Consider the following 3,021-nt stretch of genomic DNA (forward strand, 5'->3'; position numbering starts at 1 on the left):
CCGCATGGCTGCTCAGTGGTCGCACCGCCGATGTCTCACATCTGCTCGCCATGCTGAAGTCGGGTCAAGATGACACCAGCGTGCAGGTCGCGCTGCGTGAGATCGGCAAAGCCTACGGCAATCGGGGCATCACCGATATCAGCGCCATCGTCCCCTGGGTGGTGGCCGGGAAGAACCCGCGCACTCGCCTCGAGGCCTTCCGCGCGCTGGGCCGCATCAGCACCTTTGAGAGCGCGGATCTCGTGCTCAAAAACATGCCTGCCGATGCCAGCGACAGCTTCCTCGACTTCGCCGCCTGGACTACGGTGAACGAACTCGCTCGCCCATGGCTCGCCGAACTCGCCGAACACCCAGAGAAGATCACGGGTCGCGAGAATCAACTCACCGCGCTCGCCGCCATCGCCGATCCTGTCATCGCCGCGCCTTACATGCAGCGCCTCTTTGCAGGTCGCAGCATTGATGCCGCCGGCAGCGGTCCATGGATCGAGCTCATCGGCAAATCCGGCGGCCAAGCCGAGGTGGACACGCTTTTCACCGCCTTCATTGATGAGGCCAAGCTCCAGCCTGCCGCACGGCTTCGCGCTGCGCGTGCCCTTGCCGAGGCTGCGAAGCAACGCCGCCTCCGTCCTCAGGGTGACCTCAGCGCCATCGCTCCGCTTTTGCAATCAACGACGCGTGACATGCAGTTCGCTACCATCCGTCTCGCGGGTGAATGGCAGCAGGGAAAACTCATCGCCACGCTCGCCGAGTTTGCGGCCTCTGAAAAAGACGCGGCCCTGCGCGGTGAAGCCCTGGCAGCGCTGCGCCTCATCGGTGGCGGTGAAACCGTGAAGGCGCTCAAGAAGCTCGTCGCTGAAGATCAACCTGCCGACGTGCGTCGTGAGGCGCTGATCCCGCTGGCCATGCATGGTCGTGCCGATGCCTTCGCCGCCCTGCCATCCATCTTGAAGCAAACCACGGATCACAATGGCGCGCAGAACCTCTGGCGTCAGCTTTTGCAACACGCGCCCTTTGCCAATCAGTTCGCCAGCGCCGTGCCAAAGGACCTGCCACCCGCCGCGTATGCGGATGCCTTGCAGATCGCCAAAGGCATGGGCCGTGGTGGCAATGCGCTCGTCGCAGCCTTGCAGCCCCTCGTCGGTGCGCAGGCTGCACCGCGAAACTACCCTGCTGAAATCGCCGCGCTCGTGAAGTCCGTGCCTGAAGGCGGCAACAGCGCTGATGGCGAGCTCGTCTATCGTCGCATTGGTTGCGTCGCCTGCCATGCCATCGGCGGAGTCGGCGGCAACTACGGCCCCGATTTCTCCAGCATCGGTGCCAGCGCGCCGCTCGATTACCTCATCGAAAGCACGCTCAATCCAGCGGCGAAAGTGAAGGAAGGCTACCACGGCTTCGCCTTCACCATGAAAGACGGCACCGTCATGAGCGGCATCCCCTCACGCGAGACCGCCACCGATTTCATCATCAAGATCGGCCCCGGTGCCGAGCTGCCGCTTTCCAAAGCCAACCTCGTCAAAAAGGAAAACATCGGCAGCCTCATGCCTGCGGGCCTCATTGATGCGCTCGATGCTCGCGACAAGCGCAACCTCTTCGCCTTCCTTAGTCAGATCGGTCGCCCAGGTCCGTTTGATGCCAGCAATCTCAATGTCGCCCGCATGTGGAAGTTCCACGCCACCGCACCTGGCGAGCCACCTGCTCAAGAAACCGCTGCCTACGCCATGACCCTCGTCAGTGGCGACCTACGCGCCGAAGACCGTCCTGACAAACCCTACGCCACCGCCAGCTTCACCGCATCCAAGGCCACCACGAAGCCACTCCTCTTCACCGGCATCGAAGCCGCTTGGCTCGATGGCAAACCGCTCGATCTCAAAGACGGCCAATGCACCACCACCATCCCTGCCGGTGATCATCAGCTCAGCGTGCGCCCCGCCAAAGCCGCACCGCTCATGAAAGTGCAAGGCGATGATGTGACCTTTGTGACCGTGCCTTAAGTACAATCATCAGCTCGTCCCTGGGCGGCCCACTGATTGAATCCTGGGTCGCCGCCGAAAGATCCACTCGCCATGCACAAGATCAAAAGCGGCCCACCCGTTGGCGAACGCTTCGGACTGACGAAGTGCCTTTTTCGCCTGGTTGCAGCTCCCAAACTAAACCACATCCGGCGCAGGCCTGCCAGCCTCGCCTTTCCGCAAGGATGACTGCCCTGTGCCTGGGCCAAAGAAGCGAGGCCCGAAAGCCAGTGGCATCGCACTCATCGTTCGTTGCTGGATCGGACACGGTTTCGGCTGAAATGCCCCGGCAGCGTTCACGTTTTCACGCGTTCAGTTTCAATGCTTCCGTCTTCATGAAATTTGCCCTCACCCACCTCACCGCTCTGTTGCTCGCGCCGCTGGGCATGCTTCACGGCGTTGATGCGCCAACCCCAAAGCCCAACATCCTCTTTATCTATGCCGACGACTGGGGCTGGGGCGATCTCTCCAGCCATGGCAGCACCTGGCTGAAGACGCCCAACCTCGATAAACTGGCCAGCCAGGGCACAGACTTTCAGCAGTTCAATGTGCTGAATCCCGTGTGCTCGCCGAGTCGCTCGGCGGTGATGACGGGGCTCTATCCTGCGCGGCTTTCGGTGCATCAGCACTTCGCAACACCGGAACAGAATCACGAGCGCGGCATGCCGGATTGGCTGGACCCAAAAGCACACATGCTGCCTCGTTTGCTCAAACAAGCGGGCTATCGCACCGCCCACTTCGGCAAATGGCACCTGACCAATCGCGATACCGAAGGTGCCCCGAAACCCGAGGCGTATGGTTACGATGAAGCCCGCGTCTTCAACGGGGGTGCAGGCTGGGAATCGGCCGACCTGCACGCGACGGCTGCTGCCACCGCAGCCTTTATCAAAGCGAACAAGACGCAGCCGTTCTTCATCAACGCCTGGCTTCACGAGAGCCACACGCCGCATGTGCCCACGGCAGAGTCCATGGAGAAATGGAAGCATCTCGATGAGCAAAAGCAGGTCTATGC

2 protein-coding genes are annotated in these 3,021 nt (G+C 61.7%); both read left to right on the forward strand.

Annotation, left to right across the window (positions count from 1 at the left end):
* A partial coding sequence (locus tag AC6FTP_RS26575; protein WP_497209917.1) for a HEAT repeat domain-containing protein occupies positions 1-1,991 on the forward strand: 1,991 nt, incomplete at its 5' end.
* A 353-nt stretch (positions 1,992-2,344) separates the two neighbouring features.
* The coding region (locus AC6FTP_RS26580) for a sulfatase-like hydrolase/transferase (RefSeq protein WP_497209918.1) at positions 2,345-3,021 on the forward strand (677 nt) is incomplete at its 3' end.

This window comes from Prosthecobacter sp. (genome assembly GCF_044378005.1).
Classification (GTDB): domain Bacteria; phylum Verrucomicrobiota; class Verrucomicrobiia; order Verrucomicrobiales; family Verrucomicrobiaceae; genus Prosthecobacter.